The organism is Streptomyces sp. NPDC001450 (genome assembly GCF_053597295.1).
Map to the genome: position 1 here is coordinate 97,201 of NZ_JBSFHY010000028.1, position 26,693 is coordinate 123,893.

Consider the following 26,693-nt stretch of genomic DNA (forward strand, 5'->3'; position numbering starts at 1 on the left):
GAGCGCCGCCCGCCGGCCCGTCCAACTGTCCACGGAGTGCGGTCGGACGGGCCCGCACGCCGCCTCCCGAGCCCCCTTTCCGGACTCGTACTTCGCCGATCCCCCTCCCTCGCGCCTCGCTTGAGTCGCGGTTGAGCCGGGGTTGGAAACCGCGTGCCAAAGTCGCCGCATGCTTCAAAGGCGTGCTGACCAAACCCTGATCGACCGGATAGGACGGCTCCGTTCCGGTCTCGCGGGGACCCCGCTGATTCCGTTGGCGGACGACGAATGCGACATTGTCGCCAAGCTGGAGTTCTGCAATCCGACCGGCAGCACCAAGGACCGCTCGGCACTGTGGATCCTGGAACGGGCCATCGCCCGTGGGGAGATCACGCGGAACACCACGGTGGTCGAGTCCTCGTCGGGCAACTTCGCCCTGGCGCTGGCCTTTTACTGCCGCATGCTGGGAATTGCCTTCGTGCCGGTGATCGACCCCAATTGCAATGAGGCCACCGAAGCACACCTGCGCCTGCTGTGCCGGAGAGTGGAGAAAGTCTCCGTCCGGGACGCGGCGGGCGGATATCTGCGCACCCGTCTGGCCCGGGTACAGGAACTCCTGGTACAACTCGGCCAGGCCTATTGGCCCAACCAGTACGCCAACCCGGACGCCCGTGACGCGCACTACCGCTTCACGGCGGCCGAGCTGATCGCGGAAGCCGGCCCGATCGACTACCTGTTCGTCGGGGTGGGGACGGGCGGCACCATCGCCGGCGTCTCCCACCGGGTCAAGGAGGCCTTCCCGCGCTGCGTGGTGGTGGCCGTGGACACCGAGGGCTCGGTGATCTTCGGCGGCCCGCCGAAGAAACGGCGCATCCCCGGCATCGGCTCCAGCATCGTGCCGCCGCTGTGCGAGCAGGCGCTGATCGACGAGGTCGAGATCGTCTCCGAGGTGCGCGCGGTCGAGGGCTGCCGCACCCTGACCGCCAAGTACGGCCTGTACGCGGGTGGTTCGACCGGGAGCTGCTACGCCGCCGTCCAGAGCTACTTCGCCCGCAACCCTCCCGGCGCGCGCCGCCCCAAGGTCGCCTTCATCGCCGCGGACCGGGGCCATGCCTACGCCAAGACCATCTACAACCCCGGCTGGTTCCAGCAGCTCCTCACGGAAGAGGCCCTGACCTCGCCCGTCGCCGCGCTGGCCGCCAACTGAAGGAGGACTCTCCCGTGCCCACCCTGACCCCACCGCCCATGACGGTGATCGACGCGGGTGACATCACCGCCCAGGTCGAGCACAACCGCCCGGAGCTCGTCGAGGTCGTGCGTGCCGCCTACCTGGCCCACGACGCCGGGCAGAGCGCCAACCCGCACAGCTCCTTCCTGCGCTTCCCGCACAACAGCCGGGCCCGCATCATCTCCCTGCCCGCCTACCTGGGCGGCGAGTTCGAGGTGGCCGGCAACAAGTGGATCGCGAGCTTCCCGGAGAACACCCGGCACGGCATCCCGCGCGCCTCCGCGACGCTGATCCTCAACGACTGCGCGACCGGCTTCCCGTTCGCGTGCATGGAGTCGTCGGTCATCTCGGCGACCCGGACCGCCGCCTCCGCCGTCCTGGGCGCCGAGACGCTCATCGGCGAGCGCCGCGCCCGCCGGGTCGGCATCGTCGGCACCGGCCTGATCGCCCAGCACGTCTGGAAGTTCCTGCGCGACCTCGACTGGGAGATCGGCGGCTTCCGGCTGTTCGACCTCGACCAGGACGCCGCGAAGCGCTACGGCGCCGTCGTCGCGGAGCACACCGACGCCGAGGTCGTGATCGCCGACCGCGTCGAGGACGCGTTCACCGACTGCGACCTGGTGGTCCTCACCACCGTGGCCGGCGAGCCCCACCTGCACGATGCGCGGCTGCTCGCCCACAACCCGGTGGTGCTGCACCTGTCGCTGCGCGACCTCGCCCCCGAGCTGATCCTCGCCGCGCAGAACTTCACCGACGACGTCGACCACGCCGTACGCGAGCGCACCTCGCTGCACCTGACCGAACAGCGCACCGGCAACCGGGACTTCGTCGACGGCACCCTCGGCGACCTGCTCCGGCAGCGGCTGCGCCGGCAGCCCGGCCGCCCGGCGGTCTTCTCCCCGTTCGGCCTCGGCGTGCTGGACCTCGCCGTCGGCAAGTGGGTGCACGACCGGGTCGTCGCCGCGGGCGGCGGGCACCCGCAGGCCGGCTTCTTCGACGGTGTGGGGGTGTGATCATGACCGCGAGCGACACCCAGGACCGCTACCTCGTCGTCCTCAACCACGAGGAGCAGTACTCGATCTGGTTCGCCGGCCGTGAGCTGCCCGCCGGCTGGACCCCGGCCGGCAAGCAGGGCACCAGGCAGGAGTGCCTGGAGCACATCGAAGCGGTGTGGACCGACCTGACTCCGCTGTCCGTGCGCCGGGAACGGGCGGCGCGGCGATGACCGTCGAGACCACCCCCGCCCTCGACCGGCTGTGGCTGCGCGGCCTCGGCAGCCGGCAGGACACCGCGCGCCGGCGCCTGTTCGTCTTCCCGCACGCCGGTGCCGGCGCCTCCGCCTACCAGCTGGCCCGGCACGTCCCGGACACCGTCGAGGTGTGCACCGTACAGCTGCCCGGGCGGGAGAACCGGTTCGGTGAGGAGCCGCTGACGTCCCTGGACGCGGTCGTGACCCGGCTGGCGCCGCTGATCGCCGGCCACACCGGGCTGCCGTACGCCTTCTTCGGGCACAGCATGGGCGCGCTGGTGGCGTTCGAGGTGACGCGCAGGCTGCGGGCCCTGGGCGCGGCCCTGCCCGCCCGGCTGTTCCTGTCCGCGCTGCGGGCCCCCGGCCTGCCGGACCGGGACCCGCTGCACCAGCTGCCGGACGCCGACCTGCTCGCCCGCCTCGCGGCCGTCGAACTCGCCGGTCTCGACCCGGAGTTGCAGGAACTGCTGCTGCCGCTGATGCGCGCCGACCTGACCGTGTGCGAGACGTACGCGCACCGGGCCGAGGCACCGCTGCCCTGTCCGCTCACGGTCCTCGCCGGCGCCGACGACGACACCGTCGACGCGGTGGAGCTGGCCGGCTGGCGCGAGCACACCACGGCCGGCTTCGAGCTGCGCCGCTTTCCGGGCGGACACCTCTACGTACGCGGCGCGGAACAGCAACTGGCGGAAACGATCACGCGCACCGTCCCCGCGTGGGGCTGAGAAAGGATCAGTTCATGTCGACCACCCTGGTCGCCCTGTGGGAGCAGCGGGTCGCCTCGGCTCCCGACTCGGTCGCCGTCGTCGCGGGCCCGCGACAGGCCACCTACGCCGAAGTGGACCGCCGGGCCACGGCGCTCGCCGCCGCACTGCGGGCCCGCGGCATCGGCCCGGAGTCCCTGGTCGGTGTCTGCCTCGGCCGCTCGGTCGACATGGCCGTGGCCCTGCTCGGCATCCTGAAGTCGGGCGCCGCGTACCTGCCGCTGGACCCGAGCTACCCCGCAGACCGGCTGCGGCACATGACCGAGGACTCCGGTGCCGGTCTCGTCCTGTGCGACCGCGCGCACCGCGAGCGGATCCGCGGCGCGGTGCCCGAGGCGGTCGACCTGCTGCTCGTGGAGGACGTACCCGCCGAACCGGCCGCGCCGTTCACCTCTCCGGCGCGGCCTCACCACCTCGCGTACGTCATCTACACCTCCGGCTCCACCGGCCTGCCCAAGGGGGTGGCCGTCGGCCACGCGGCGATCGCCTCCTTCCTGCGCAGCGTCGCCGAGCGCCCCGGGCTCGCCCCCGACGACCGGGTGCTGGCGCTGACCCCGCTGTCGTTCGACATCTCCACGCTGGAGCTGTTCCTGCCGCTGACCCTCGGCGCGACCGTCGTCATGGCCCCGCAGGCCGCCAACACCGACCCGGAGGCGCTGGCCGCCGCCATCGAGGACGGCCGGGTGACGGTCGTCCAGGCGACGCCGACGACCTGGCGGATGCTGGTGGCCTCCGGCTGGCGGGCCGGCCACGGCAGGGTCCTGCTGTCCGGCGGCGAGCCCCTGGACCCGCAGCTGGCCCGCGATCTGCTGGCCACCGGCGGCACCCTGTGGAACCTGTACGGGCCGACCGAGGCCACCGTGTGGGCCACCGCGGCCCGCGTCGACGAGGCGGGCGACCGGGTCACGGTCGGCACCGCCCTGTCCAACACCCGCCTGTACGTGGTCGACGAGCACGGCCGCGAGGCCGGGCCGGGCGTCACCGGCGAGCTGTGGATCGGCGGCGAGGGTGTGGCCCGCGGCTACCTGGGCCGGCCCGCGCTGACCGCCGAGCGCTTCGTCCCGGACCCCTTCGGTGACGGCTCCGGGCGCCTGTACCGCACCGGTGACCTGGCCCGCTGGGGCGCCGACGGCGACCTGGAGCTGCTGGGCCGCAACGACCACCAGGTCAAGGTGCGCGGCTACCGCATCGAACTCGGCGAGATCGAGGCCTGCGTGCGCAGCCACCCCGAGGTGGCGGACGCGGTGGTGGTCGTCGACCGCGAGGCGGCCGGCGGCGACCAGCTGGTGGCCTTCCTGGTCGCCGCGCCGGACGCCCGCGACGCGGCGGCCGAGCTGCCCGGCCGGGTCCGCGACCACCTCGCCGTGCACCTGCCGGCCCACATGGTCGCCCAGGGCTACGCCGTCCTCGACGCGCTCCCGCGCACGCCCGCGGGCAAGGCCGACCGGGCCGCCGTGCTCGCCCTCGGCTACGACCGCGTCCGCGAGCCGGGCCGACCGGCCGCCGGTGGTCCGCTGCCGGAGCACACGGACGCGGTGCGCGCGGTGTGGGCGGAGATCCTGGGGCTCGCGGAGGTGGGGCCGTACGACGACTTCTTCCGGCTGGGCGGCCAGTCGCTCGCGGCGGTGCGCGCGGTGGCGCGGCTGCGCGAGGTGCTCGGGGTGTCGGTCGGCGTCCAGTCGGTCTTCGCGCATCCGGCACCCGCCGCCCTGGCGGCCGCGCTCGAGGAGCTGGAGGCGGCCGACGAGGAGCCGATCCGTCCGGCGACGCGGGCCGAGCTGTCCTTCGGGCAGGAGCGCATCTGGTTCTTCGAGCAGGTCAACGAAGGCGTCCCGGCCTACCACCTGCCCGTCGCGCTGGCCTTCCCGGACGGCCGGGCCGAGCTGCCCGTGCTGGAGGAGGCGCTGACCGCGCTGGTCCACCGCCACCAGGCGCTGCGCACCGCGCTGGTCCCCTCCGACGGCAGGCTCCGCCCCGGACTCCGCGAGGCCGCGCCCGTCCCGGTGCCGTGCACGGAGGTGACCGAGGAGGCGCTTCAGGCGCTGCTGACCGAGCGGATCCGCGCCCCCTTCGCCCTCGACCGGGCGCCCCTGCTGCGCGCGGACGTGCTGCGTACCCCCGAGCGGGACGTGCTGCTGCTGACGATCCACCACATCGCCTGCGACGGCACCTCGGTGGACCTGCTGGTGCGCGAACTCGGCGACCTCTACACCGACCTGCGCGCCGGTCGCCGGCCGTCCCCGGCGCCGCTGCCGGTGACCTACGCCGACTTCGCCCAGTGGGAGCGCGAGCGGATCGGCGGCGCCGAACTGGAGCGGCTGCTCGCCCACTGGCGGGAGCGGCTGTCCGGGGTGCCCGCGCTGGAACTGCCCACCAGCCGGCCCCGCCCGGCCGTCGCGAGCCACCGCGGCCGGCGTGCGTTCCTGCGCGTCCCGGCCGAGCTGGCCGGGCGGCTGCGGGCGGTGTGCCGCGCCGAGGGCGTCACGCTGTTCATGGGTCTGCTGGCCCCGCTGCAGGTGCTGCTCGGCCGGTACGCCGACGAGACCGACGTGGCCGTCGGCACCCTGATGGGCGGCCGGCCGCGCCCGGAGACCGCCGAGGTGTGCGGCTACTTCGTCAACACGGCCGTGCTGCGCACCGACCTGAGCGGCGACCCCACCTGGTCCGAACTGCTCGGCCGGGTGCGGGAGGTGGCCCGGGACGCCCACGCGCACCAGGAGCTGCCGTTCGAGAAGCTGGTGGCTCAGCTGTGTCCGGAGCGCGACCTGAGCCGCAACCCGCTCTTCCAGGTGCTCTTCGCCCTGCACGAGGAGCCCCCGGCGGGCGCCCTGCCGGAGGTGTACGACCGCAAGGAGCTGGAGGGCCACCTCGGCACCGCCCGCTTCGACCTGGCGTTCGACGTGACCGACCACGCGGTGGGCGACGGCGACCTCAGCGTCTCCGTCGAGTACGCGACCGACCTGTTCGACGAGGACTTCGTCGAAGGTCTCGGCCGGCACCTCCTGCGGGTGATCGAGCAGATGGTCGCGGACCGCGGCGCCCGGCTGTCGGAGCTGGAGATCCTCTCCGCCGCGGAACTGCGCGCCCTGGCCGCCGGTGACCTCGCCGAGCCGCTGCCCGAGCCGAGCACCCTGGTGCGGATGTGGGAGCGGCAGGTGCGCGCCACCCCGGACGCGGTGTGCGTGGCGGGCGACGGCACCTCGCTGACCTTCGCCGAGACCGACCGCCGGGCCGCCGCGCTGGCCCGTGTGCTGCGCGCGCAGGGCGTCGGGCCCGAGCAGCTGGTCGGCGTGTGCCTGGAGCGCTCGGTGGAGCTGGTGGTCGCCCTGCTGGGCGTCCTGAAGGCCGGCGGCGCCTATGTGCCGCTCGACCCCGGCTACCCGGCGGACCGCCTGCAGTACCTGCTGGAGGACTCCGGCGTACGCCTGGTGGTGGCCGACCCCGGACACCCCTCGGCGGGCCTGTTCGACGGCTCGGTCCGGGTGGTCCCCGTGACCCAGGAGCCCGGCGACCTGCCCGGGCCCGGGCCGGCGGACGAGGCAGAGCCCCACCACCTGGCCTACGTGATCTACACCTCCGGTTCCACCGGCCGGCCCAAGGGTGTGGCCATCACCCACGCCAACATCACCGGCTTCCTCGCCTGGAACCAGCGGCTGTGCCGCCTGACCGGCGACGACCGGGCGCTGCTGAACCACTCGGTGGCGTTCGACAACTCGGTGTGGGAGATCTTCCAGTGCCTGGTCTCCGGCGCCCAGCTGCACCTGGCGGGCCCCACCGCCGCCTACGACCCGGAGGCGTTCCTGCGGGAGGTGGCCGAGCGCGGCATCACCACGCTGAACGCGACGCCCTCGCAGATGCGCATCCTGCTGGAGTCCGGCGCGGACTGCGCGGCCCACCTGGCCTCCGTACGGCTGGTGTTCACCGGCGCCGAGGCCGTCCCGCACGACGTGGCCCGGCGCATCCTGGAGGTCACCCGACCCGACTGCCGGGTCTTCAACGAGTACGGCCCCACCGAGGCGACCGTCACCTCCGCGTTCTGCCCGATCACCGAGGACCTGGTCGACCGGCACGCCCACCGGCCGAGCGTCCCGTTCGGCCAGGCCACCGACAACGCCCGCCTGTACGTCCTGGACGACCGGCTGCGCCCGGTGGTCCCCGGCTGCCGGGGCGAGCTGTACGTCGGCGGCAGCGCGGTCGGCCGCGGCTACCTGGGCCAGCCGGCGCGCACCGCGCAGGCGTACCTGCCCGACCCGTTCGCCGAGGAGCCCGGCGCCCGGATGTACGCCACCGGTGACGTCGTACGGCTGCTGCCCGACGGCAACCTGGTCTTCCTCGGCCGCAACGACCACCAGGTCAAGGTGCGCGGCTACCGCATCGAACTCGGCGAGATCGAGTCGGCGCTGCGCGACCACCCGGCGGTCGCGGACTGCGCGGTCGCGGTGCGCCGGACCAGCACGGGCGTGGAGCAGCTCGCCGCCTACGTGATCCCCGAGCCGCCGGGGCGGGAGGCGGACGCGGCCGGACTGCGGGCGCACCTGGCGGACCGGCTGCCGCCGTACATGCTGCCGCAGAGCTTCACGGTCATCGAGGAGATCCCCCTCACCCCGAACGGCAAGGTCGACCGGGACGCGCTGCCCGACCCGCGGCCGGCCGGCCCGCCCGCGGCCGCCCGGGAGCACGCCACCGAGGAGCAGACGCTGGTGGCCGAGGTCTGGCAGGAATGCCTGGGCTTCGACGGGGACTTCGGGCCGGACGACAACTTCTTCGACGTCGGCGGCAACTCGCTGGCCATCACCGCGGTCGCGGCCCGGCTGAGCGAGCGGCTCGGCCACCGCGTCTCCCCGGTCCTGGTCTTCCGCAACCCGACCGTCGCGGGCCTCGCGAAGGCCGTCGAGGCGGCGGCGTGAGCACCCAGAGCGTGAGCAGACAGAGAGAGACGAACATGAGCAAACCCAGCGTCGTCCTGGTCGACCTTTACCCGTCCAGTTACGCGCTCGCCCAGGCGTTCCTGGACAGCGGCTGCGACGTCGTGCGCGTCCAGAGCACCGAGGAGGTGCCCCAGTGCTACCGGGGCGCCTTCGACACCAGTGCCCTCAGCGCCGACATCGTCCACCGGGGCGTACCGGCCGACACCGTCCGGGCGGTAGCCCGGCACGCGCCCGTCGCGGTCGTCGCGGCCGGCGAGTACGGCGTCGAGCTGGCCGACGCGCTCAGCGAGGCGCTGGGCGTCCCCACCAACGGCACCCGGCTCTCGGCCGCCCGCCGCGACAAGTTCGTCATGATCGAGACGATCAAGGCGGCGGGCGTGCGCGGCGCCCGGCAGAAGCTGGTCAGCGACCCGCGGGAGCTGATGGACTTCCACCGCGAGGTCGGCGGCCGGGTCGTGGTCAAGCCGCTGCGCAGCGCCGCCAACGACGGCGTGGCCGTCTGCGACACCCCCGAGGACTCGGCGGTCGCGCTGAAGGCGATCCTGGCGGGCACCACCGTCTTCTCCGAGCCCAACACCGCGGCCGTGGCCCAGGAGTACCTGGTCGGCGCCGAGTACGTGGTCGACACCGTCAGCCGGGACGGCCGCCACCGGGTCACCGACATCTGGAAGTACAGCAAGATGTCGGTGCCCGGGATCCGCGACCGCATCGCCGGCGGCCACCTGATCGCCCACGACGCCCCGGTCCGCCGGCAGCTGACCGAGTACGCGCAGCAGGTCCTCGACGCCCTCGGCATCCGGCACGGCCCCGCCCACCTGGAGGTCATCGTCACCGCCGACGGGCCGTGCCTGGTCGAGGTCGGGGCCCGCATGGCCGGCGCGAACACCCCCTACTACGCCGAACTCGGTGCCGGGGAGTCGCAGATCGGCTGGACCGTGGAGGCCTACCTGCACCCCGAGCGGTTCCTGGCCACCCACGAGCGTCCCTACCGGCTCGAGCGCCATGTGTCGGTGTGCTGGCCGACGGCGCCGGTCGCGGGCACCCTGCGCTCCTACCCGCTGCTGGACGTCGTCCGGGGCATGGAGAGCTTCAACAACGTGGAGATGTTCGTCCGGCCCGGCGACCGGGTCGTACGCACCGTCGACGACTCCACCAAGACCCTCGCCATCGGCTTCGTCCACCCGTCGGCCGAGGTCGTGGAACGCGACGTCAACGCCCTCTCCTACCTGGACGGCCCCGGGTTCTACGACATCGAACGGGGCGAGGAGTCCCGATGAACACCACCGTCCTGAACGACGCCCCGCACACCGGCGGCCTGATCGAGATCCCCGGCTTCCCGCCGTACGACCCCACCGACCCGGTGGAGAACGCCGTCATCACCCGCCTGGCCGGGAACTGGCACCGGCGCGCCGCGGTCAAGCGCAAGGAACCCGAGCTGGAGGACCTGTTCGACGCGGCGCGCCCGGACTACCCGGAGCGGATCGTCCCGTTCGTCGGCCACCCCGTCTGGGAGGGGCTGCCCGCCGAGGTGCGCAGGTCGATGCTGAGCTGGTCCTGGCTCGCCTACAACCGGCACACCATCATGGCCGAACAGCGCATCGCCAACCCGGCGTTCGCCTACGTCATCGAGGGCGAGTTCCCCTCCCTGGGCGGGCCCGCGCTGGAGACCTCGCTGGCCCAGGCCATGGTCGACGAGCAGTACCACACGCTGATGCACCTCAACGCCAGCACGATCACGCGTCAGAAGCGGGGCATCACGCTGCCGGACACGGTGCTGCCCGCCCCGCACATCGTGCACCGGCACGAGGAACTGCGGGCCGCCTGCACCGAGGAGTGGCAGCGCAAGCTCACCACGCTGGCCTTCGCCACCGTCTCCGAGACGTCGATCAGCGCCTATCTGCACCTGCTGTCCGACGACCCGGACATCCAGGAGATCAACTCCACCACGGTGAAGCTGCACAACCGCGACGAGATCTGCCACTCCTCCATCACCGGCGAACTCGCCAAGACCGTCTACGACTTCCTCTCCAAGGACCAGCGCCGGTTCTTCGTGGACACCATGCTCACCGGCCTGGAGGCGTTCGTCGCCAACGACTACCGGACCTGGCGGCACATCCTGACTCTGCACGGGGTCACCGGCGCCGACCGGATGATCGCCGAGGTGCGACAGGACGCGGGCCGCCGGAACCTGGTGCGCGACTTCAGCGGGCTGCGCGGCCTGCTCTCGGAGATGGACCTCCTGGGACAGGTGGACTGGCCCTGGGACGAACCGGCCGCCAAGGCCTAGGAGACGACATGTTCTCGACCTACCGACGGCTGTTCGCCGAACCCGGCCTGCGGTCCCTGATGGTGATCGGACTGCTGGCGAAGATGCCCGGCCTCGGCATCTCCTCGGTGCTCATCCTGCACATCGTGGGCCACCTGCACCGGGGCTTCGCCGCCGGCAGCCTGGTCGCCGCCTGCTGGACCGCGGGCGCAGGCCTCGGCGCCCCGCTCCAGGGGCGCGGCCTGGACCGCTACGGACTGCGCAGGGTCTTCGGCCTGCTGGTGACCGCCCAGGCCCTGTTCTGGAGCCTGGCCCACTACCTGCCCTACCAGGCCCTGCTGGCCGCCGCGTTCCTCGGCGGCCTGACCACGCTGCCCGCCTTCACGGTGATCCGGCTGGCCCTGGCCGGCATGGTCACCGAGGAGAACCGGCACACCGCCTACGCGGTCGACGCGATGACGACCGACATCGCCTACATGGCCGGCCCGACCATCGGCATCCTGCTCGCCTCGACCGCCTCCCCGACGGTGGCGTTCCTCGTGATGGGCGGGCTGCAGTTCCTGGTGGGCGTGGCCTACCTGGTGCTCAACCCGCCGCTGCAGCAGGCCCGCCCCACCGGCGGCGCCACGCCCGGCCTGCGCAGCTGGCTGACGGCCCGCATGGTGTGCGCGCTCGGCGTCACCGTGGCCACCTCCATCGCGGTCGTCGGCTTCGAGGTCGCGGCCATCGGCACGCTCCAGCGCCACGACCAGCTCGCCTGGAGCTGGCTGCTGCTGGTCCTCGCGGGCGTCTCCTCGGTGGCCGGCGGCTTCCTCTACGGCGCCATGAAGCGTCCGCCGTCGGTGTTCGCGCTGACCGCGGTGCTCGGCCTGCTGTGCATGCCGATCGGCCTGGCCACCCAGTGGTACTGGCTGTGCCTGCTGGCCGTCCCGGCCAACCTGTTCGTCGCCCCGGCCCTGTCCGCGAGCGCCGGCGCGGTCAGCGGGATCGCACCGGAGGGCACCAAGGGCGTGGCGATGGGCACCTACGCCAGCGCGATCCTGGTCGGCAACGTGATCGGCTCCCCGCTGGCCGGCGCCGGCCTGGACCACGGCGGCCCCGCGACCGCGTTCGCCGTGTTCGGCGCGAGCGCCGCCGCCGTCGCCGCCCTCGCCTACGTCTGCGACGCGCGGCTGCGTGCCCGTCGGGAGAGCACCGTGCACACCGCCGTGGCTCCGGAGAACGCGGGGGTGTCCCAGTGAAGATCGCGATCGTCGACGGCTACTCGACCGGCAGCCTGCTGGCCCACAAGCTCGGACAGCGGGGCATGGAGGTGGTCCACCTGCGCAGCCAGGAGATCCCCCCGCCCCGGCTGCTGCCCTCCTTCCGGCCCGCCCTCTACAGCCACGACCTCGGACACTTCCCCGACCCGGCCGACGCCGTCCGCGCTCTGAAGGAGGCCGGCGTCGACCGGGTGGTCGCCGGCACCGAGTGCGGGGTGGTCCTCGCCGACACCCTCGCCCACGAACTGGGCCTGCCCGGCAACCGGTTCGAGGGCGTGGAGGCCCGGCGGAACAAGTACGCCATGGCCCGGCGCCTGGCCGCGGCGGGCCTGGCCGCACCGGTCGGCTTCAGCACGACCGACCCCGAGGCCGCCGTCGACTGGTTCCGGGCGGCGGGCGGCACGGTCGTGGTCAAGCCGGCCGCCAGCGCCGGCACCGACAACGTGCACATCTGCACCGCCGAGGACGAGGTCCGCTCGGCCGCCGCGGCCGTCATGGCCGGCACCGACTACTTCGGCAACCCCAACCCCTCGGCCGTGGTCCAGAAGTACCTGGTCGGCACCGAGTACATCGTCAACACGGTCGCCGTGGACGGCGTGCAGAAGGTGTCGGACGTGTGGCTGTCGGCGAAGACACAGGGCCCCGAGGGCGCGCCGCTGTACGACTACCAGCAGCCGCTGCCGCTCACCGCCCCGCACGTCGCCGAACTGGTCGAGTACGTCGTGGCGGCCGTCACCGCCCTCGGTATCACCGACGGGGCCGCGCACAGCGAGGTGATGCTCACCGCCGACGGGCCCGTGCTCATCGAGACCGGGGCCCGGCTGATGGGGGCCATGCTGCCCGACGTCCTGGAGCGGCACTCGGGCACCTCGCACGTGGAGCTGCTCGCCCTCGCCCTCACCGACCCGGAAGGCTTCCACGCCTTCCGGGACACCGAGGTGCGCTGGAGCAGGACCGTCCGCAACGTCTGGCTGATCAACGGCCGGGCCGGCACCGCCACGGCCTGGCACGACCGCTTCACCGCCCTGCCCGCCTTCGACCGGCTGGTCACCGGCGTCCGCGAGGGCCGGCCCGTGCGCCGGACCGTCGACATGGCGACCTCCCCCGGCTACGTCTCGCTCGTCGCGGACACCGAGGCGGAACTCGACCGCGACCTCGCGGCGATCCGCGCGCTGGAGTCCACCGGCTGCTACGTCACGGAGCCCATGGAACCCGCGGAACCCGAGCGGATTTCCGCTTGATTCCCGCTTGAGCAGCCCCTTTTAGCGTCGAGGCGACCCGGTTCGAAGATTGGATGTGTTGTTCTGGTGCTGATCAGCCGCAATGAAGGCAATCGCTCATGGCGCGAGGTCAGGGCCTCCTGCGCGAGCGTGACACGCGCGCTGCGGTCCCGCGGGGTCGACGGCGACCATCGCGTCCTGCTCTCGGCCGCGAACTCCACGGCCTCGGTGCTCACCACGCTCGCCCTGATGGACATGGGCGTCTCGGTCGGCCTGGTGGACCGCGGGGTGACCCCGAACCAGTTCGCCCGTCTGGTGGAGGAGGCGAACGCCGACTTCTTCATCTCCGACCACGAGGAACAGGCGCCCGCCTTCGCCAAGTTGGATTCCCCGTGGATCCCGCTGCACGAACTCGGCACGGCGGCCGCCGAGGACGGCGAGCAGGCCGAGCTGTCCTTCGACCGCTGGGCCCGCCGCCCCGACGCCCTGATCGTGTGGACCTCCGGCAGCCTCGGCCGCCCCAAGGGCGTGGTCCGCTCCGGCAGTTCGGTGCTGGCCAACGTCTCGCGCACCCAGGACCGGATGAAGTACACCGAGTCCGACGTGCTGCTGCCCCTGCTGCCGTTCACACACCAGTACGGCCTGTCGATCCTGCTGCTGTGGTGGCAGGCGAAGGCCGGCCTGGTGCTGCTGCCCAGCCGGCGCACCGACCTCGCCCTGGAGGCGGTCGTCGACCTCGGCGTCACGGTCGTCGACTCCGTCCCGGCCGTGTACGAGGGCATCCTGCGCCTGCTCGACCGCGGCCGCGCGTCCACCGCGCTGCTGGAGTCGGTGCGCATGTGGTGCGTCGGCGGCGAGCCGCTCCAGGACGACCTGCAGCGCCGCTTCACCGAGCGCCTCGGCAAGCCCCTGCTGGACGGCTACGGCAGCTCCGAGGCCGGCAACATCGCGCTGGCCGCGCCCGACAACCCCCACCACTGCGGGCGCCCCCTCGACGGGATCGCGGTGACCGTCGTCGACGAGGAGGACCGCCCGCTGCCGGCCGGCCAGGTCGGCGAGGTCATCGTGCACACGCCCGACCTGATGGTGGGCATGCTGGAGCCGGGCGGCCGCGTCCGGGAGAACCAGCGCACCGTGCACCGCACCCAGGACCTCGGCTTCCTCGACGAGCACGGCAACCTGCGGATCCTGGGCCGCAAGGCCGCCGTCCACCGGTTCGGCAACACCCTCTACCCCGACGCCATCACGGCCAAGGCCAGCGAGTGCGGCCGCCCGGTGCGGGTCGTCCCGGTGGAGAACGGCCGCTTCGGCACCGACCTGGTCTTCGTGGTCGCCGACCCCGAAGAGCGCCCGGCCGCCCACTGGCGACGCGTCTTCGCCGACCTGGTCGCCGAGTACGAGCAGCCCAACAAGGTGCTCGTGGTGTCCGAGTTCCCGGAGCACACCAACGGCAAGGCCAACCTGACCGCGCTGGGCTACATGGCGCAGGCGGCGCTGCGCAGCGGCCGCGCGGAAGAGGCCAAGGAGGCCGAGCGGGCCGCGAAGCCCGCCGGTCCGGCGATCCCCTTCACCGACCGGATCACCGTCCTCCAGGACGTCGCCCGGCTGCTCTCCGAGCGCCGCTCCGAGGTGCTGCGCATCCTCACCGAGGTCTCCAACCACCGCACCGCGGCCGACGAGATCGACGCCTCCATCGAGGCGCTGGAGGGCGCGGTCGCCGAGGTCTCCCGCTACCGGCCGCCGGCCGCGGGCCAGATCGGCGTGCTGATGCCGTCGAACATCCCGCTGTACGGCTACATCCTGTACGTCGTCATCCCCAGCTTGTACAGCCGGCGGATCGTCTTCCGGCCGTCACGGATGATCGACTCCCAGACCCGCGCCCTGCACAAGCTGATCGGCACCGTCCACGACCTGCCGCTGGTGCTCGACGACAGCGGTCAGCGCGAGTTCCTGGACAACGTCGGCAAGAAGTCCGACGTCCTGGTCTTCACCGGGTCGTACGAGAACGCCGAGACGATCCGCGAACAGCTGCCCCGCTCGACGGTGTTCTGCTTCTTCGGGCAGGGCATCAACCCGTACGTGGTGGGCGCCGACGCCGACCTGAACCGCGCGGTCGACGGCCTGATCCGGGTGCGCATGCTCAACTCCGGGCAGGACTGCTTCGGCCCGGACGCGGTGTTCGTGCACACCTCCGTCAGCGCCCAGTTCTGCAACCTGCTCTCCCGCCGGGTCGAGGCCCTGCGGCTGGGCGCCCCGTACGACGCGGCCGCCGACTACAGCGCCATGTTCTACGACGAGGCGTTCGAGACGACCCTGGACTACCTGCGCGGCAAGCGGGAGTTCGTGGCCGCCGGCGGCCGGATCGACTTCGTGGACCGCCATGTGCGGCCGACCGTGCTGATCCACCCGACGGACACCCTCTTCCTGCCCCCGGAGATGTTCGCGCCCGTCTTCAACGTGGTGCCCTTCTCCTCCGAGGAGTGGCTGAGCGAGGTGCTGCGTCACCCCTACTACGCGGAACGCGCCATGGCCGCCTCCGTGTTCGGCTCCCTGCCGAAGACCGTGGAGGCCCTGCGCGAGCGCCACATGGTGAGCGTCGACGAGACCCTCATCGACATCGAGGACGGCAACAAGCCCTTCGGTGGCCGGGGCATCCGCGCCAACTACATCGCCGTCGACCGCAAGCGGCACACCGAGCCGCTGCTGCTGTCGAAGGCAGTCGCCGACTACCTGCCGGGAAGGTCATGAGCAACACACCCGACACCTCCTCCGGGGCCACCGCCGCCGCTGCCTGGACGACGGCCGCCGCGGTGCTGGCCGCCTCCGGGACGCGTACCGTCTTCGGCCTGCCCGGCGACGACATGTACGCGCTGGAGGCCGCGCACGAGGCGGGCCTGCGGTTCGTCCTCTGCCGCGACCAGCGCAACGCCCTGTTCATGGCGACCGGCTGGGCCCTGCAGTCCGGCGAGGTCGGCGTCGCCGTCGTCGGCAAGGGACCCGCGGTCACCAACACCGTCACCGGCCTGCTGGAGGCCTCCGCCTCCGCCGTGCCGCTGCTGCTGCTCAGCGGCGGCACCGGCGCCCAGCACCGGGGCAGCGGCGCCTTCCAGGAGCTCGACCAGCTCGCCGTCGTGGGCCCCCTGGTCAAGTACGCGGCACGCGTCGACCACCCCGACCGACTGGTGCCCACCCTGCACCGCGCCCTGCTGATCGCCCGCCACGAGCGCGGACCGGTCTACGTCGAACTCCCCGAGCACCTGCTCGCCGAGGTCACGCCCACCGCGGCCGGGGCCCCGGCCGCGCCGGTGGCGGCGGAGACGCCGTACGAGGTCGCCCTGCCCGCCGGTTCCGCCGCGCTCGACGCGCTGCGCGCGGCCCGCCGGCCGGTCCTGCTGGTCGGCGGCGGCATGCGGCACGCGAACGGGGGCCGCGAGGTCGAGCGGCTGGCCGAGCGGACCGGCGCGGCGATCGTCTGCACGGCCTCCGGCCGGGGCGCGGTCGACGAGGCACACCCGCAGTTCTGCGGGCTGGCCGGCCTGTACACCCCCGAGCGGGCGGCACGGCTGTGGGCCGAGGCCGACTGTGTCGTCGCCCTCGGCAGCAGGCTGGAGGAGACGGCCACGTTCCAGTGGCCGGCCGCGCTCGGCCACGAGATCCCGGTGATCCAGGTCAACCTGGCCGCGGCCGACTTCCAGACCCTGTTGCAGGGGCCGAAGGTACTGGCCGACGCCGGGGCGACCGTACGGTCCTGGCTGGCGGCACTCCCCGCCGAACCCGCCGACGGCGGCTGGGCGGCGGCCGTACGCGCCGTGCACGGCGAGATCCACGCCGACAGCCGTGCGCTGCTCGACGAGCTGGCCGAGGCGCCGGACCTGCACATCGCCGAGGTGCTGCGGGCACTCGACGCCACGCTGCCCGCCGACCGGATCCTGGTGCAGGAGAACGGCCTGCAGGACATGTGGTCGTACAAGTACCCGCTCTACTCCTGCCACGCGGGCGCCGGAAGCGTCGTCCCGTCCGAGCAGACCAGCCTCGGCTTCGGTGCCGCCGCCGCGCTCGGCGTCAAGATCGCCGCGCCCGAGCGGCCGGTGGTGGCCTTCGTCGGCGACGGCGCCTTCGCGATGGCCGCCGCCGACCTGCCCACCGCGGTCGCGCACAGCGACGGCCTGCTCTACGTCGTCCTGCGCAACGGCGGCTACGGCTGGCTCCAGGTCCAGCTGGACCAGCGCGAACACCCGGTCGGCGACCACGCCTTCGTGGACCCCGAGGCCGTCGGCGCCCAGGCGCCGCAGCTGCCGGGACTCCACCAGGTGACCGTGCGGGACAAGGCCTCCCTGCCCGGCGACGTCGCGCTGGCCTGGGAAAAAGCCGCCGCCGGCGAGGTCGTCGTCCTCAACGTGCCGGTGCGGCTGACCGACGCGATGTTCGGCGCCGACGTGGCCGGCGGCGACTTCCCCGTGCTCGGCGAGCCGGGCGAGAAGTAGAGGGAGAGACTCATGTCCACGACACGCACGGCGGCGGCCGGCCGCAGGGTGGTGGTCACCGGCTGGGGCGCGGTCACCCCGCTCGGCCTCACCGTCGACGAGACCTGGACCGCGCTGCGGGCCGGGCGCAGCGGCATCGCCCCGCTCACCGGTGTCGACACCACCGGCCTGACCACCACCTTCGGCGGCGAGGTCAAGGGCTTCGACCCCGCCCACCACCTCAAGCCGCCACAGATCCGGCGCATGGACACCTACGCCCAGTACGCCTACGCGGCGGCCGAGGAGGCCATGCTGCACGCCGGTCTCGTCCTCGACGAGGAGCGCGGCGCCCGCACCGGCGTCCTCATCGGCAGCGGCTACGGCGCCATGGCCGCCCACGGCCGGCACTTCGCCGCCCTGGAGGAGCACGGCCCGCGCAAGGTCAGCCCGTTCGCGCAGATCACCGGCGCCATCGACAGCGCGGCCTGCGAGATCAGCTTCCGGTTCGGGGCGGCCGGGCCGACGCGGGCCCTGAGCACGGCCTGCGCCTCCGGCGCGGACGCGATCGGCGAGGCCGCGCACTGGATCCGGCACGGCAAGGTCGACATCGCCCTCGCGGGCGGCGCCGAACACATCCTGAACCGGCTGGACCTGGCCTCCAGTGGCAACGCCCGCGCGCTGTCCACCCGCGGCGACGCACCGGCCGAGGCCTCCCGCCCGTTCGACACCGACCGGGACGGCTTCGTGATGAGCGCGGGCGCCGGCGTCCTGGTCCTGGAGTCCGAGGAGCACGCCCGCGCCCGCGGCGCGCACATCCTCGCCGAGGTAGCCGGGTACGCGTCCACCTCCGACGCCCACCACTGGACCGCCCCGCACCCCGAGGGCCGCGGCGCCCGTGCCGCGATGGCGGGCGCCCTCGCCGACGCCGGTCTCGAGCCCGCGGACGTCGACTACGTCAACGCCCACGGCACCTCGACCCAGGCCAACGACAGCACGGAGGTCGCGGCGATCCGGGCGGTCTTCGGCAGCCACGCCGAACGCATCCCGATCAGCTCGACCAAGTCCATGACCGGTCACCTCATCGGCGCCGCCGGCGCCGTCGAGGCGATCGTCGCCGGCCTGGCCGTCCGCGACTGCGTGGTGCCGCCGACGATCAACTGCCACCGCCCGATCGACGAGGCCCTGAACTTCGTCCCGCACCAGGCACAGGAACACCGGGTGGACGTGGCGATGAGCAACTCCTTCGGCTTCGGCGGCCACAACGCCGTACTCGTGCTGCGTTCCTGGGAGGCGGACCGTGAGCAGTGACCCCGTGAACGCGAGCGGCGCCTCGCTGCCTGCCTACGGCATGCCGGTGCGGGCGCTGGCCAACGGCGAGGTGGACGCGGACGGATACCTGCGCCGCAACCCCTCCGAGCTGCCGTGGAACCTGTTCCGGATCCACGGTCCGCTCGACGAGGAGCGGCTGGCCGCGGCCGTCGAGCGGGTCACCCTCGCCACCGACGTACTGCACCTGCGGCTGCGGGCCACGGACGCCGGGCCCCGCCTGGAGCGGCGCGAGCCCGTCCCGCTGAAGCTGGAGACCGTCGACGTCCCCGTGACGGTGACGGACGGCCGGCTCTCCGCGGAGGCCGCCGCCGTCGTCGCCCCGGTGGTGTTCGACAAGCCCGACCTGCGCGACGACCCCGTCGGCCGGGTCGTCCTGGTGCGCGCGACACAGGCGGGGGAGGAGCAGGAGCCGCTGCTGGCCTTCTCCTTCGACCACTCCGTGCTGGACGGCTGGGCGCTGGGCCTGATCACCCGGGCGGTGGCGGTCTCGTACCGCAGCGGCGACCACACCCCGCGCGGCCGGGACTTCGCCACGTTCCTGCGGGACCTGCCCGAGGAGTCGGTCCGCGCGCGCAGCCTCGCCCGCTGGCAGGACCTGCTCGCCCCCTACCCACTGCCCGGACCGCCGCTCGCCCTGCCGGGCAGCACCACGCCCGCGGCCTTCCAGGACGACGGCCACTTCGACGGCCCACTGTCCGAACGGCTGGCCGTCGCCCTGACCGAGGCGGCCGCCCGGAGCGATCTGAGCCGCGCCGCCGTCCTGCTCGCCGCCACCTCCCTGGCGGCCGGCCTGTGGTCCGACGGTCCCCAGCCCCTGCTCAGCCTGCGTCACGGCCACACCCGGCCGGAGGACGTCCTGGTCGTCGGCCCCCTGGTGGAGCCCGTCGTCCTGCTGCCCCCGAGCCCCGAACCGGCCGCCGTCGGCGACTGGATCACCGCGCACGCCCGTGCCAACGAGGACCTGCCGCCCACCTACGGCCGCTCGATCCGCGAGGTGGCCCCGCTGGCCCCGCGCACCATCGGCGTGAACATCCTGCCGCCGGCCCGCCCCCTGGCCCTCGGCCCGCGCACCAGGGCGACGACCGCGAGCCGCGACTTCCTCGCCCCGCTGTGGCAGGGCGAGCGCCCGGCCGGCCCGGCCACGGCGGCGATCTGGCTGAACTACTACATGGACCGGCCGGACTGCGTCGAGGCGACCCTCGCCCACGACACCCGCGCCCTGCCCGACCCGCGGCCGCTGCTGGACACGGTCACGGCCGTGGTCGAGGCCACCGCCCACGAGCCGGACCTCACCACCGCGGCCCTGCGCACCCGCGTGCGCGCCCTCACTTCCTGAAAGGACGACCCGAAGGTGAACCCGGTGACCCCCTCGACCACACCCCCGGCCGCACCCGCCACCGGGCCCACGGCCGGCCCGACGGGCCTGCTGGCGGGCAGGACCGTCCTGGTCACCGGGGTGCTCACCGACCGTTCGATCGCCTTCCACGTGGCCCGCGCGGCCCAGGAGCAGGGTGCCGAGGTCGTCCTGACCGGGTACGGCCGCCTCTCCCTGGTCGAGCGGATCGCCCGCCGGCTGCCCCGGCCCGCCCCGGTCATCGAGCTGGACGTCACCGACGACGAGCACCTGGCCACCCTCGCCGACCGGGTCCGCGAGCACACCGACCGCCTCGACGGCGTGCTGCACGCGGTGGCCTTCGCCCCGCCCGGGGCCCTGGGCGGCAACTTCCTGATCACGTCACGGCAGGAGGCCACGACCGCCTTCGAGGTCTCCACCGTCTCCCTCCAGGCCCTCACCACCGCGCTGCTCCCCCTGCTGCGGGAGGGCTCCTCGGTGGTCGGCCTGGACTTCGACGCCCGCCAGGTGTGGGCGGGTTACGACTGGATGGGGGTCGCCAAGGCGGGGCTGGAGGCCTGCGCCCGCTACCTCGCGGCCTACCTCGGCGACCGCGGCGTCCGCGTCAACCTCGTCGCCGCCGGCCCGCTGCGCACCCCGGCCGGCCATGCCACCTACGGCGCGGACACCGACCCCGGCCAGGCGGAGCGGGAGTGGGACCAACGCGCGCCGCTGGGCTGGCGCTCCGCCGACTTCGAACCGGTGAGCAAGGCCTGCGTGGCCCTCCTCTCGGACTGGTTCCCGGCCACCACCGGCGAGATCCTGCACGTCGACGGCGGCGCCCACGCAGTCGGAGACGGGGGCTTCCGTGCCCGCTGACACCCTGGCCTCGGCACGACCGGGCCTCCCGCCGGCGGTCGGGCCCATCGACGTCACGGCGGACCGCATCGCCGAGTTCGCGGACGCGACAGGCGACCCCAACCCCGTCTACCGTGACCGGGCCGCGGCCCGCGCGCTGGGCCACCCGGACGTCATCGCACCGCCCACCTTCGCCGTGCGGCTGGCCGCCAAGGCCGAGTTGCCGGTGCTGGACCGGCACCCGCTGGGCTACGACTACACCTCGGCCACCCACCTGTCCCAGGACTACCGCCACCTCCGCCCGATCCACGCCGGGGACGTCCTGACCGCCCGCGGCCGCCTGGTCGAGGCCCGCGAGGCCCTCGGCGGCGGCCTGGTCACCGTGGAGGTCACCGTCACCGACCAGACGGGCTCCCCCGTCACCGTGTCCACGGCACGGATCCTGTCCCGCCGGCCGTTGGCCGGGGAGGCCGCCCGCGCGGCGCTGGCGGAGCTCATCGGCCGGGAGGACTTCGTCTGCCTGGGCGCCAAGGCCGCGCTGCGCCGGGACCGGATCACCCACCGGCACTGCGGCGAACCGGCGTCCCCCGAGGCCGTCCGCGCGAACCTGGACGCCCTGCGCACCTTCCTGGACTCCTTCGAACCCGGCGCGCAGAGTTTCTCGTCGTTCGTCGTGACCTTCGACCGCCTCCCGGACACCTCGGAGCGCACCTTCGAGGAGACCGTCTGGCGCCACCTCCAGGCCCTGCACGACGAGGACAGCCGCGACCATCCCTGGACCGGCCTCTACGACTCCGACCCCGCCTCCCCGCGCTTCGCCCTCTCCCTCTTCGGCCACCCCTTCTTCGTGGTGGGCCTGCACCCCGGCGCCTCCCGCCCCAGCCGCCGCTTCGCCCTGCCCGCCCTGGTGTTCAACTCCCATCTGCAGTTCAACGCCCTGGGCCGCACCTTCTTCAGGATGCGCAAGAAGATCAGGGAGCGCGACCACGCCCTGCACGGCTCGGCCAACCCCAGCCTGCTGACGTACCGCGACGAGGCCCGCCACTACAGCGGCCGGATGACGGAACAGAGCTGGACCTGCCCGTTCACGGCCCACACCGGGCACTGACGCACCGGGGCACCGCGAAGGTGGCAATGGCCGTCCTGGCCGTCTCCTCCCTCGTGGGCGGACTCGCCGGCTCGCCCACGATGCTGCTGATGCCCGCCTACCGGGCCCTGCTCGACCGCTTCCCCCACCTGCGTGATCAACAGCAACCGGCGGATCACGGGCCTGACGGCCGACGGGATCGCTGAACTCGTCACCGGCATCGCCCCGTTGTGGCATGCGCGCCCCGAGCCAGGCTGACCTCCCGGCCGCGGAAGCGCGCCGTGGGCACCGGCGCCAAGCACCAGCTGGTGTCCGCCGACCGACTCCTGGCGGCCCTGGTCCGGCTCAGCCGGGCCCTGTCATCGTGGAGCGCCTGCTCGGAGAGCGGCCCCTCACGGCCCTCAAGGGGGACGCTGACCCGCGTCGCCGGCCCCTCACCGATGTTGTACACGTCAACACGGGAAACCGGCACAAAAAACCCCTCTGACCGCGTTTCCGCAGGTCAGAGGGGTCATTCAGAGTGGAGCCTAGGGGAGTCGAACCCCTGACATCCGCCATGCAAAGACGGCGCTCTACCAACTGAGCTAAGGCCCCGGAAAGGGAAGCGACAGCCGGATCTCGCGTTCCGGCGGGCGCCGCAGACCAGAGTACCGGGTCACCCCCCGTATCCCGCAAAAAGATTGGGGGTCCCCGCGGATGACCACTCTCCGTAAGATGCTCGTCGTGGTTCGCTACAGCGAACCGCGGAGTTTTTGGGGAAGCGATGGGGAGACGCAATGGACGCCGCACAGCAGGAAGCGACCGCGAGAGCGCGGGAGCTGCAGCGGAACTGGTACGGGGAGCCGTTGGGGGCGCTCTTCCGTAAGCTCATCGACGATCTCGGGCTCAACCAGGCCCGTCTCGCGGCGGTTCTGGGCCTGTCGGCTCCGATGCTGTCGCAGTTGATGAGCGGCCAGCGTGCCAAGATCGGCAATCCCGCGGTGGTCCAGCGGGTGCAGCTGCTGCAGGAGCTGGCGGCACAGGTCGCGGACGGCAGCGTCAGCGCGGCCGAGGCGACCGACCGGATGGACGAGATCAGGAAGTCCCAGGGGGGATCCGTGCTCAGCAACACCACTCAGACCACGAGCGGTTCGGGGGCACCGACGGTCAAGCGCGTGGTGCGCGAGATCCAGTCGCTGCTGCGCTCGGTGGCCGCCGCCGGCGACATCATCGAGGCCGCCGACACCCTCGCCCCGAGCCATCCCGAACTGGCAGAGTTCCTCCGGGTCTACGGCGCCGGCCGCACCTCGGACGCGGTCGCGCACTACCAGTCCCACCAGAACTGACCCCGGGGCCCGGTTCCTCGGAGGGGGTCCGGGGCCGGGCCGAGGGGCGTAAGAGGGGGGATACGGGGGGGGAGCGGGGGTACACGGGGAACGCGAGGCTAGGGGGAGGAGCGGCGGACTGTCATGGGTGAGGTCTTCGCCGGCCGGTACGAGCTGGCCGACCCGATCGGGCGTGGCGGCGCGGGTGCCGTATGGCGTGCCTGGGACCACCGGCGCCGGCGTTATGTGGCCGCCAAGGTGCTCCAGCAGCGCGACGCCCACTCGCTGCTGCGCTTCGTACGGGAACAGGCGCTGCGCATCGACCACCCCCATGTCCTCGCCCCGGCCAGCTGGGCCGCCGACGACGACAAGGTCCTGTTCACCATGGACCTGGTCGGGGGCGGCTCACTGGTCCACCTCGTCGGCGACTACGGACCACTGCCGCCGGCGTACGTGTGCGTCCTGCTCGACCAGCTCCTGTCGGGGCTCGCCGCGGTGCACGCGGAAGGCGTCGTCCACCGGGACATCAAACCGGCCAACCTGCTGCTCGAAGCCACCGGCACCAGCCGGCCACGGCTCAGGCTGTCCGACTTCGGCATCGCCATGCGGTTCGGCGAGCCACGGCTGACGGAGACCAACCTCGTGGTGGGCACGCCCGGTTACCTCGCGCCCGAGCAGATGCTGGGTGCCGAACCGGACTTCCCCGCCGACCTGTTCGCCGTGGGCCTGGTCGCCCTGTATCTGCTCGAGGGCGCCAAGCCCGACACCAAGGCACTCGTGCAGTACTTCATGGAGCACGGAACTCCCGGCCCGCCCAAGGGAGTTCCCGAGCCGCTCTGGCAGGTCGTCGCCACCCTGCTCCAGCCCGACCCGACGGCCCGTTTCCGCAGCGCCACGGGAGCGCGCAAGGCCCTCGCCTCCGCCGCGGAACTCCTGCCGGAGCCCGGCCCCGACGACGAGCTGATCGAGATCTTCGACCAACTCGGGGCGCTGCCACCCGGGTTCGGCCCCGACGGCCCGCTCAAACGCGCGTCCGGAGTCCGGGTACGGGAAGCACCGTCGGCCACGGACACCGGCAGCACCGAGAGACCGGCACTCGACCCCCGCCGGAGCGACAACGACTCGCAGCACTCCGCGCTTCCCTCGATGTCGGACGCCGCGCTTCCCTCGATGTCGGACACCGGAAGCTTCCACCTCCCGCCCCCACAGCCGACCCCGAGCCCCCAGCCGTACGCCCGACAGGCACACCTCGGCACCCGGCACGGCGTGCCCCCCGCCCCGGCAGCCCCTCCGCCCCCGGTGCCGCAGGCGCAGCCGCGCATCGACACCTCCACCGCTTCGTACACCGCTCAGGACCCGCGGATTCCGCCTCCCTCGCGGCCGACCGGACCGACCCGTGCACACGGCCGCCGGGCCCGCCGCGCGGCGCGTCGCCCCGGTCCACCGGCCAAGGCGGCGATCCCGATCCTGCTCCTGGCGCTGGCCTGCTACGCCGTGGGCTTCTGGGCGCTGACCCGCGTCTGAGCCCGCCGGGCCCCCACGGTCCACACCCCCAGCACCAGCAGCAGCACGGTCCCGGCGCCGATCCCCCCGACGGCGAGCGCCCGCATCGCGGTGTCACCGCCCCCGGTGCTCCCGGTCGCCGCCGCCTCCCGGTCCTGCTCCGTGACCGTGAAGACGTCGTCCGGTACGGGTCGCCCGGCGTACCGAGGCCCGTCCTGCGCCTGCCCGTCGAGCCGTACCCTCAGCGTCACGTCGAACGGCCCCTGCCCGAACGTGCCCTCCATCTGCTCGCTGAGGTGCACGACCAGGTAGTGGTCGCCGGCGAAGCGCATCGCGTTCTCCCCGGTGAGCACGGCGTACCGGTTGGTGTACTCGACCGGCGGCAGCGGTGCGAGGGCGACGGTCTTCCGGGTGCCGGTGTATCCGAGGGAGGCGTCGTCGACGAATCCGCGGACGGGGTTGTAGAGCGACAGGTTCAGGGCGCCGCCGACATAGCCGTGGCCGCTCGGGGAGCCGTCCAGTTCGGCGACGGCGTGCACCCGGCGGCCCCAGTCGACCGGCACCTTGTAGAAGAGGGTCCGCCCCGGGGTGATGCGGGTCCGCCAGACCCCTTCGCCCAGTGGGCGGGCGGTGGCGAAGCCGCTGCCGCCGGTCAGGTCGCGGGGGTCGCCGACGAGGGGCTCGGGGGAGGCGGAGTCCCAGGCCTGGGGCGCGGTGGTGGGCCCGGCCTTCGCCAGGCGGGGTTCCGTGACCGGCTTGATCTCCAGGTCCCATGGCTGCGCCGGGTCAGCCGTGCCGGAGTCGACGCGTTCCACGAGCACGTAGTACGTCCCCGCCCCGGGGCACAGCGTCCGGCCGGGCTCGCGCTCGGCCAGGGCCGTGACCGGCCGGGGGCTCAGCGCGGCGCCGAAGCGTGCGGAGGCGTTGGAGCACGAGCCGCCTGAGGCGTCCTGGACCGAGACCCGGATGCCGTCGGTGGCCGTGACCGTGGCGTGGGCGGGGGGTACGGCGGTGACCGGGACGTACGCCGTGGTCGTCGCGGTGGCGAGGTCGAGGCGGTAGAAGCGCCTGCCGTTCCTGGGGAGGGAGCTGCGGTAGGTCCGGCCGGGCTCCAGCCGCGGGGCACCAGCGGGGCTCGTCGTGCCGTTGACCCGCAGGGCATCCGGAGCGAAGGCGTACGCCCCCGGCTCACCGGCTGCCGCGATCCCGCCCGGCAGCGCGGCCACGGCGCACACGACGGCGGTCACGACAGCTGCCCGGCCGCCCCGCCACCACCACGCCCTACGCCCACGCCCCCGCACGTGCCACCCCTCTGCCGCCGCGTACCCGACCGTGGCCCATCCTGCCCCGAGCACCCCTGCGCCATCCGTGGAATCCGTACGGCCGTCCGAAACACCCGTCCCGCCCGTCCCCGTGTCTCCGCGCCCTGCCGGAACGCCTACACCACCCGTCGAGGACCCGCAACACGAGTCGTGGGGGACCCGCCCGGACAACACAAAACCCCGACCGCGCAGGCGGCCGGGGTCTGATCAGATTCTGGATCGGTACTCACGAACCCGTGGGCACGGAGTCAGTCGCCTCCGTCCACAGATCCTGCTCGGCGCGATCCGCCTGGATCTGGCGGTACACGAGGAGCCCGCCGATGGCGGCCAGTGCGACCAGGAGCAGCTTCTTCACCGCGCGACCTCGTCTTTCCTTGACGTAGGGGACCTCTGGCGCCCGACTATACACACCGACCGATATCGATCGGTGACCTGCGTCGAGCCCCAACTCCCGCCTCCGGCAGCGCAATAGGCCAGGTCGACACCGCTCCGATCGGAGGGTGATCACACCCCCACGGACCGTGACTTTGCTCCCTCTTCGCACTCCCTCACCTGATTTTGGTGCTTTTCCGACCCTCTTGCGTCCATCCGAGTGGTG

Annotated in this window: 20 protein-coding genes and 1 tRNA gene; 18 read left to right on the top strand and 3 right to left on the bottom strand. The window is 73.2% G+C overall.

Annotated elements, in window-relative coordinates:
• Window positions 1-169: 169 nt before the first annotated feature.
• From sbnA to ACWC5O_RS28250, 16 genes are all read left to right on the top strand, one after another.
• A complete protein-coding gene (gene sbnA / locus ACWC5O_RS28175; RefSeq protein WP_450589917.1) occupies window positions 170-1,186 on the top strand; it encodes a 2,3-diaminopropionate biosynthesis protein SbnA in 1,017 nt (338 codons plus the stop codon).
• A gap of 38 nt (window positions 1,187-1,224) precedes the next feature.
• Complete coding sequence (gene sbnB, locus ACWC5O_RS28180; RefSeq protein WP_450589996.1) at window positions 1,225-2,220, top strand: 2,3-diaminopropionate biosynthesis protein SbnB; 996 nt, start codon at window positions 1,225-1,227, stop codon at window positions 2,218-2,220.
• Between the two features lie 2 nt (window positions 2,221-2,222).
• Entirely contained in the window at window positions 2,223-2,432 is a 210-nt protein-coding gene (locus tag ACWC5O_RS28185) for an MbtH family protein (protein WP_450589916.1), read from the top strand.
• Window positions 2,429-3,181, top strand: a complete 753-nt coding sequence (locus ACWC5O_RS28190) for a thioesterase II family protein (RefSeq protein ID WP_450589915.1) — start codon at window positions 2,429-2,431, stop codon at window positions 3,179-3,181. Before ACWC5O_RS28185 ends, ACWC5O_RS28190 begins: the two co-directional genes overlap by 4 nt.
• Before the next feature lie 14 nt (window positions 3,182-3,195).
• Window positions 3,196-8,127 carry an amino acid adenylation domain-containing protein gene (locus ACWC5O_RS28195; RefSeq protein ID WP_450589914.1) on the top strand — a complete coding sequence of 1,644 codons (4,932 nt, stop codon included), beginning with the start codon at window positions 3,196-3,198 and terminating at the stop codon, window positions 8,125-8,127.
• A gap of 35 nt (window positions 8,128-8,162) precedes the next feature.
• Window positions 8,163-9,425, top strand: coding sequence for an ATP-grasp domain-containing protein (locus ACWC5O_RS28200; RefSeq protein WP_450589913.1), 1,263 nt, complete (start codon window positions 8,163-8,165; stop codon window positions 9,423-9,425).
• Window positions 9,422-10,435 carry an AurF N-oxygenase family protein gene (locus ACWC5O_RS28205; RefSeq protein WP_450589912.1) on the top strand — a complete coding sequence of 338 codons (1,014 nt, stop codon included), beginning with the start codon at window positions 9,422-9,424 and terminating at the stop codon, window positions 10,433-10,435. Before ACWC5O_RS28200 ends, ACWC5O_RS28205 begins: the two co-directional genes overlap by 4 nt.
• A gap of 8 nt (window positions 10,436-10,443) precedes the next feature.
• Window positions 10,444-11,655, top strand: coding sequence for an MFS transporter (locus ACWC5O_RS28210; RefSeq protein ID WP_450589911.1), 1,212 nt, complete (start codon window positions 10,444-10,446; stop codon window positions 11,653-11,655).
• Complete coding sequence (locus ACWC5O_RS28215) at window positions 11,652-12,917, top strand: ATP-grasp domain-containing protein (RefSeq protein WP_450589910.1); 1,266 nt, start codon at window positions 11,652-11,654, stop codon at window positions 12,915-12,917. The genes ACWC5O_RS28210 and ACWC5O_RS28215 overlap by 4 nt, the downstream gene beginning before the upstream one ends.
• A 66-nt stretch (window positions 12,918-12,983) precedes the next feature.
• On the top strand, window positions 12,984-15,644 hold the full coding sequence (locus tag ACWC5O_RS28220) for an aldehyde dehydrogenase family protein (RefSeq protein ID WP_450589909.1): 2,661 nt from the start codon (window positions 12,984-12,986) through the stop codon (window positions 15,642-15,644).
• Window positions 15,641-17,380 (top strand): thiamine pyrophosphate-binding protein, encoded by a 1,740-nt coding sequence (locus ACWC5O_RS28225; protein ID WP_450589908.1) that lies wholly within the window; start codon window positions 15,641-15,643, stop codon window positions 17,378-17,380. The genes ACWC5O_RS28220 and ACWC5O_RS28225 overlap by 4 nt, the downstream gene beginning before the upstream one ends.
• A gap of 12 nt (window positions 17,381-17,392) precedes the next feature.
• A complete protein-coding gene (gene fabF / locus ACWC5O_RS28230; protein WP_450589907.1) occupies window positions 17,393-18,667 on the top strand; it encodes a beta-ketoacyl-ACP synthase II in 1,275 nt (424 codons plus the stop codon).
• A complete protein-coding gene (locus ACWC5O_RS28235; protein ID WP_450589906.1) occupies window positions 18,657-20,024 on the top strand; it encodes a condensation domain-containing protein in 1,368 nt (455 codons plus the stop codon). The genes fabF and ACWC5O_RS28235 overlap by 11 nt, the downstream gene beginning before the upstream one ends.
• A gap of 24 nt (window positions 20,025-20,048) precedes the next feature.
• Complete coding sequence (gene fabI / locus ACWC5O_RS28240; protein ID WP_450589905.1) at window positions 20,049-20,900, top strand: enoyl-ACP reductase FabI; 852 nt, start codon at window positions 20,049-20,051, stop codon at window positions 20,898-20,900.
• On the top strand, window positions 20,890-21,987 hold the full coding sequence (gene gntA / locus ACWC5O_RS28245) for a guanitoxin biosynthesis heme-dependent pre-guanitoxin N-hydroxylase GntA (RefSeq protein WP_450589904.1): 1,098 nt from the start codon (window positions 20,890-20,892) through the stop codon (window positions 21,985-21,987). The genes fabI and gntA overlap by 11 nt, the downstream gene beginning before the upstream one ends.
• A 26-nt stretch (window positions 21,988-22,013) precedes the next feature.
• Window positions 22,014-22,172 (top strand): hypothetical protein, encoded by a 159-nt coding sequence (locus tag ACWC5O_RS28250; RefSeq protein ID WP_450589903.1) that lies wholly within the window; start codon window positions 22,014-22,016, stop codon window positions 22,170-22,172.
• A gap of 315 nt (window positions 22,173-22,487) precedes the next feature.
• On the opposite strand, the gene ACWC5O_RS28255 is transcribed toward ACWC5O_RS28250, so the two are convergent.
• Window positions 22,488-22,560: transfer RNA gene (locus tag ACWC5O_RS28255), tRNA-Ala, on the bottom strand.
• Window positions 22,561-22,742: 182 nt separating this feature from the next.
• On the opposite strand from ACWC5O_RS28255, the gene ACWC5O_RS28260 reads away from it, so the two are divergent.
• Both ACWC5O_RS28260 and ACWC5O_RS28265 read left to right on the top strand, forming a co-directional pair.
• The gene (locus ACWC5O_RS28260; protein WP_450589902.1) at window positions 22,743-23,291 is read left to right on the top strand and encodes a helix-turn-helix domain-containing protein; all 549 of its coding nucleotides are present in this window, start codon (window positions 22,743-22,745) and stop codon (window positions 23,289-23,291) included.
• 123 nt (window positions 23,292-23,414) lie between these two features.
• Entirely contained in the window at window positions 23,415-24,794 is a 1,380-nt protein-coding gene (locus ACWC5O_RS28265) for a serine/threonine-protein kinase (RefSeq protein WP_450589901.1), read from the top strand.
• Here the strand turns inward: ACWC5O_RS28265 and ACWC5O_RS28270 are convergent.
• Both ACWC5O_RS28270 and ACWC5O_RS28275 read right to left on the bottom strand, forming a co-directional pair.
• The gene (locus ACWC5O_RS28270; protein ID WP_450589900.1) at window positions 24,758-26,020 is read right to left on the bottom strand and encodes a hypothetical protein; all 1,263 of its coding nucleotides are present in this window, start codon (window positions 26,018-26,020) and stop codon (window positions 24,758-24,760) included. The two genes, ACWC5O_RS28265 and ACWC5O_RS28270, sit on opposite strands and share 37 nt — an antisense overlap.
• Window positions 26,021-26,321: 301 nt before the next feature.
• Window positions 26,322-26,450, bottom strand: a complete 129-nt coding sequence (locus ACWC5O_RS28275; RefSeq protein WP_003999697.1) for a DLW-39 family protein — start codon at window positions 26,448-26,450, stop codon at window positions 26,322-26,324.
• Window positions 26,451-26,693 lie beyond the last annotated feature (243 nt).